The following is a 4,942-nucleotide window of genomic DNA, read 5'->3' on the forward strand; positions in this document are numbered from 1 at the left end:
GGGAAGCGTAAGACCAGCATCTGACCGGCTGGAATGTCTGATGCAAGCTCGGCCAGGTAGGGACGCGAGGTGTCATACAGCACCAGGTTCCCGGCGTCGAAATCGGCGCTCCGGCCGTCTTGTGCCACCACGCCGCGACCGCGCACGATGCAGCTCAGCTTGAACACTCCGGGATCGGTCTGGCGGATGAGCCTGGGCGTACGGTGCGGCCTCGGGGACGCCACCCGGCACGGCGCTCAGCGCCTTGGTGCCCGTTTTGGTCCGCGGCGCGTCCGGTGGGTGAGGGCGCGGCCGAGCACGGTGGCCAGCGCCACGGCCCCGGCCACCCCACCGACGCCGAGGAGCCGGGCGCGCTGGGATCGGGGACGCTCCGGTGGAGGTGCCGGGGCCCGGTTGTACTCCTCATCGAGGATCTGGTGGAAGCGGCGGGCGCGCTTGGTCTCCGAGGTGCTCGTGCGCACCTGGCGGGCCTCGCGCCAGTAGGCGCGTCCCGGGTGGGCGCTGAACATCTCGCGGGAGATCGCGCGCAGGCGGGCCTCGGGGAGGGCCTTCGTCTCGAAGGACATCTGCCATTCCGAGATGATCATGTTGATGTACATGAGCTGGCGCCGGGCCTTGCGGTCCTCGCCCGCCGGTACCGGGCCCCACGCCTCGTCGAGGTCGGGGTCGTCCATGGCCATCTTGAGCAGCTCGGCGATCGCGATGCGACGCGCCTCTTCACGCGCGATCTTCGTCTCGCGCGCCTGGAAGATGAGAGTGGCCACGATCCCGACGAGAGCGGCGGCGGCCACGACCGCTGATGCCGCGCCGAGGGTCAGTCGCTCCCAGCGAGTGGCGGGCCCGTCGAAGGTGAGCAGGGCCCAGAGGAAAGCGCCGATGACGCCGACGACCAGAAGGGTCAGGACAATGAGACCGAGTGTTCTCGGACGCGCACGGAGGGTAGGCACTTGCGAACGATAGACCGGCCGGCGAGGGCCGAGAAGCCGTTTTCGAAGGACTCGCGGTGTGTACAGCTTCACTGGAAGGACGTGGGGCCACGACCACGCGGACGCGTCGGGCCATGCAGGCTTGTCGCTGCTATGGCAGGCGCTCGCGTGGTCGCAGGTTCGTCACCCAGAATCCCTGGTCATGCGTCCCGGATATCCGGCTTGGCAGCCGCGAGCATGCGGCCGGATATGACCACGAGGCGTTCATCAGTGCCGAGGCTCACGCCTGGCGGAAGCCGATCGCTGTAGGCAGCGGTGGCATCGCGGCCGATGATCGCGATGTCGCCGTTGTCCAGTTCCCAGATCTCGGGGCAGTCCTGGGTCGTGCGGCTATCCCCCACCTCGGCGGCCGTCTTTCCCAGCCGTCGCTGGAACCCCGCGCTGTGATCGGCTTCCCATGGCCTGAACATCACGTGACCTCACCTTCGGTAGCTGACACCGCCAGAAAGTTTCGCATACCTACATGATTGCGACAAGACTTGACAAAGCACCCGTTTACAGTGATTCATCACCCTGGGGGCGAACGGTCACTCGCCTATCGCGCATGTGGATTGGCGGGCCAGGTGGCGAGGGCGTCCGAAAGCCGGGGAACGCGGGTGAACTGGGTGAACAGCCGCGCCACATCGTCCAGCACTTGGGGCGGGTCGGGGGCATCGCGCGGCGTCACGAGTTCGTCGCCGGGGACGTCCTCGACGACGTGTGGTATTCCCTAGTGGACGTGCGCGGCAAGACGGCAGGCGGCTCTGTCGCGGCCGTGAGAGTGGCGGTGGGGGACTCGCACCCCGGGGAAGGACGCGGGCCCCCGGTCAGGACGACGATTACCGTCGAGTGATCACATGGCGCAAATTGGCCTATTCGACACAGAATCCGACAAACAGGATATCTGTGTATTTATCGAATAGCGGGCATCTGAACCGCTGACCGTCCGGCCTTGGTGCCTCCTGGAAGACGAAACGGCGCTGCAACGACCCGAGGGTCGTGTGGAACGCATGTACGGCGTCGAAAGCTCGATATCGGCGCGTGCGAAGTTCGGGCCTTGCCCAACAGGCGCAGCAGCCCGACGCCTGTGCCGAACACCGGGACGCCGGCCGCACCGTCAAGGACCTGGGAGAGTGCCTCGCTCTCGTCCACGAACGGGAGATCGTTGCGGGAGAGGCGCAGGTGCGGGTGGAGCCGCTGCCAGAGGACGGCGTAGGCGATGTCGAAGCGATCGAAACCGGACGCCCTGGCGGCCGAGTTCCATGCGCAGGACCGCGAGGGCGTCTCCTGCTGCCGCATCGCGGGGACCTGGAGGTCGAGCGTCGCGGTCCGGTGCGTCTCGGCACTGCACTCCCCCAACTCCCGCAGGAGTCGGGACTTACCGATGCCGCCCACCCCGGCCACGTTGAACACGCACGGCGAGCCCGGCCCGACGCTTAACACCTCGGCGAAGGCGGCGATCGCTGTCTCTCTGTCTACGAAGGAACGGTGCAGAGCGGCGACCCGCCGGAAAAGTGGTTCGAGGGGCATCGACGTCCTCCGGGCGACGGATCCCTCCGTCCCATGTGACGCGGACGGAAGCGGGTTGCACATCGACGACAACGGGCCCCAGCGGGCCACCGCAGGGCAGGCCGACCCGGCTCAAACCCGTGCCAGCCCCACGCCCGACGCATACAGTCGCTGACCAGGTCGGCGAACCACTACCACCCGCGAATGCGCAGGCGAGATCCCAAAGTTCCCTAGTCAGGATGGCTGAGGAAACAACCCAGCGGCGCGGACCTGCGTGTCCGCCAACGCGAACGTCGTGAGGCGCTGCGCCAAGTTCCGCCGAACCTCATCGGCCGCCGACGTCGGCCTCTTCCGCGCCCATCTCCATCCGTCACTCCCCCGCCATCGCTTGGCCGGTCCGGGGTGGGCGTTGAACCGCCCACCCCAGGACCAGCGAAAACTCGCTAAGCCAGGTCGAGCGCACCCTTCTTGATCCCTCCGACCAACCCGGCAAACTCCGCGCTGCTCACGTCAAGCAACTCGCCGTGCGGATTCCTGGAGTCCCTGATCCCGACGCCGCTGATCAGCTCGGCAACCTCGACGCACATCTCGTCGTTGGAGCTACCGCTGTACGAGCTCTTACGCCAGTTGATCTCCATCAAAACCCTCCATGAGCTTTTCGATCAGGGCCCGGGATTCGCCTTCGGACGAGGCTTTCACCCCGATCAACTCAAAATCTACGGCCATCTCCCGCACCTCGGCAGCGTCCTGGACCAAGCGGCCACCACGGAACGCACCGACGTAGGCGACGTCCCTACGCTCCAGGCTCATGATCTGGAACGGCCCGTTCAACCCGAAGTGCCAACCGGCCGATCTGGCGATGACTCGAATGCTCACGTTCGGACGCTCCCCCAGCTCGAGCAGCCGCCGAAGCTGACCCTTCATGACCGTAGTGCCTCCGGTCGGACGGTCCAGCGAGTCCTGGTCGAGAAGGGCCATGATCAAAGGATGGTCCTCCCTGCCAACGATCAGCTCCTGCCGCGCCATGCGTCCCAGCAGCGCCTTCTCAGGGTCTTCGACGCGAGCCATTGACAGGACGGCGCGGGCGTAGTTCTCCGTCTGCAGAGGGACGGGAACCGTCTGGCCCTGGTAGATCCGAAGAATTCTGGCCTTCGCCTCGTACTCGGTGCTCTGCCGGAACCAGTCCGGGTTGTGAAGGGATCGCGCGAAGAAGAGAAGCCGCTCGAAGTGCCCTCCTGTGTCCCATGCCTTATCGAGGGCCTTCGCCTGATCCATGTCGATGCAGGCCCGTCCAGCTTCCAGGTTCGCAACATGCGACCGGACGCAGTTGATGATCTTTCCTACCTGGGTGCCGGTGAGACCTCGCTTCTGTCGGTAAAACCGCAGGTCATAGGCCAACCAGGCATAGAGCGAGGACGTGGGGTCGAGCTCGTCGGCGGCGCTCATCGACATCTCCCGGGGGTTGAGATGTTTACGAATACGCCCCAGTTTAGTCACCGGACGTGACCCTGGAGGCACGAAACGTGAATCTCTCCAGGAAGGACCGGGCGATCGATGCTGACGACACCGGACTGCCTGCTGATCCCGATGCTGGCCTCGAAGGCAGCGCCGGGTCTGGCGCGCACGCTCACCGAAAACCGTCTACACAAATGGGGCTGTATGCACATTTCGGACGATGCATTCCTGATCGCCTCGGAATTGATCACCAACGCCGTAACGGCAACGCCCGGCAAGGAGATCCGCTACCAGTGCAGCCGCGACACCGCCGGCGTCCTCATCGCGGTGTGGGACGCGAGCCCGGCCAAGCCGCAAGCCCGCCCACTGGTCGAGATGACACTCGACACCCTCGACGTGTCCGAGGAGCACTGGGACGACAACGGCGGCCGGGGCCTCCCGATAGTCGCGGCCCTGGCCGCCGAGTGCGGCCACACCCCCGACCCGTCCGGCGGCAAGTGGGCCTGGGCACGCCTCAAACCCTGATCAACGCTAGAAATGCGGCCACGAGGGGCGCACACCTGTCGTTGCCACGGATGCTCTGCAACGCGGTGGTGAAGGTCATCGGGCAGCGGTCGACGGAGGCCGGTTGGATCTCAACGGAGCGTAGCGGCGGGCGGTCCGGACCAGCTTGCGGATCGACCGCCGATGACTTTTCGATTCACCTGAAGCTGGCCAGGACGCGAACACGATGGTCAGGCGTCCTCGATCAAGTCGCGTTTGTGTGGGCAAATCGGTCGGGCTCACTGAACCTTTTTCAACGTGCGTTGAGCTCGCGGTTCTGGAGGACGTGGATGGCCTTGGCCAGGTGACCGGCGCGGTGGGGGCAGCAACGTAGCTTGGTCAGGATCTTCCAGCTCTTGAGCTGGGCGTTGGCTCGTTCGCCTGGTCCGCGGAGCTTGGCGTGGGAGCGGTTGGCGTCCTTGAGCGGCTCGGGCTTGTCCTTGCCCTTGTAGGGCGTCGTGACGTGCGGG

At 65.8% G+C, this 4,942-nt stretch carries 6 protein-coding genes and 1 pseudogene; 1 reads left to right on the forward strand and 6 read right to left on the reverse strand.

Annotated features, from left to right (window positions below; genetic code table 11):
* Window positions 1–236 precede the first annotated feature (236 nt).
* The 5 genes from E1281_RS37390 to E1281_RS37410 all read right to left on the reverse strand — a co-directional run bounded on the left by E1281_RS37390 (window position 237) and on the right by E1281_RS37410 (window position 3,920).
* A complete protein-coding gene (locus E1281_RS37390; protein ID WP_131884432.1) occupies window positions 237–947 on the reverse strand; it encodes a DUF6082 family protein in 711 nt (236 codons plus the stop codon).
* A 179-nt stretch (window positions 948–1,126) separates the two neighbouring features.
* Window positions 1,127–1,396: a hypothetical protein gene (locus E1281_RS37395; protein WP_131884437.1), complete on the reverse strand. Its 270-nt coding sequence runs from the start codon at window positions 1,394–1,396 to the stop codon at window positions 1,127–1,129.
* 481 nt (window positions 1,397–1,877) lie between these two features.
* Window positions 1,878–2,495, reverse strand: coding sequence for a hypothetical protein (locus tag E1281_RS37400; protein WP_131884433.1), 618 nt, complete (start codon window positions 2,493–2,495; stop codon window positions 1,878–1,880).
* Between the two features lie 422 nt (window positions 2,496–2,917).
* Window positions 2,918–3,112 (reverse strand): DUF397 domain-containing protein, encoded by a 195-nt coding sequence (locus tag E1281_RS37405; protein ID WP_131884434.1) that lies wholly within the window; start codon window positions 3,110–3,112, stop codon window positions 2,918–2,920.
* Window positions 3,093–3,920: a helix-turn-helix transcriptional regulator gene (locus E1281_RS37410; RefSeq protein WP_131884435.1), complete on the reverse strand. Its 828-nt coding sequence runs from the start codon at window positions 3,918–3,920 to the stop codon at window positions 3,093–3,095. The genes E1281_RS37405 and E1281_RS37410 overlap by 20 nt, the downstream gene beginning before the upstream one ends.
* A 108-nt stretch (window positions 3,921–4,028) precedes the next feature.
* Between E1281_RS37410 and E1281_RS37415 the strand changes: the two genes are divergently transcribed.
* Entirely contained in the window at window positions 4,029–4,454 is a 426-nt protein-coding gene (locus E1281_RS37415) for an ATP-binding protein (RefSeq protein WP_131884436.1), read from the forward strand.
* Between the two features lie 271 nt (window positions 4,455–4,725).
* On the opposite strand, the pseudogene E1281_RS37420 reads toward E1281_RS37415, so the two are convergent.
* Window positions 4,726–4,942, reverse strand: a pseudogene (locus E1281_RS37420) (IS5/IS1182 family transposase); the annotation flags it as partial.

The sequence above is a fragment of the Actinomadura sp. KC345 genome (assembly GCF_004348515.1).
Classification (GTDB): Bacteria; Actinomycetota; Actinomycetes; order Streptosporangiales; family Streptosporangiaceae; genus Spirillospora.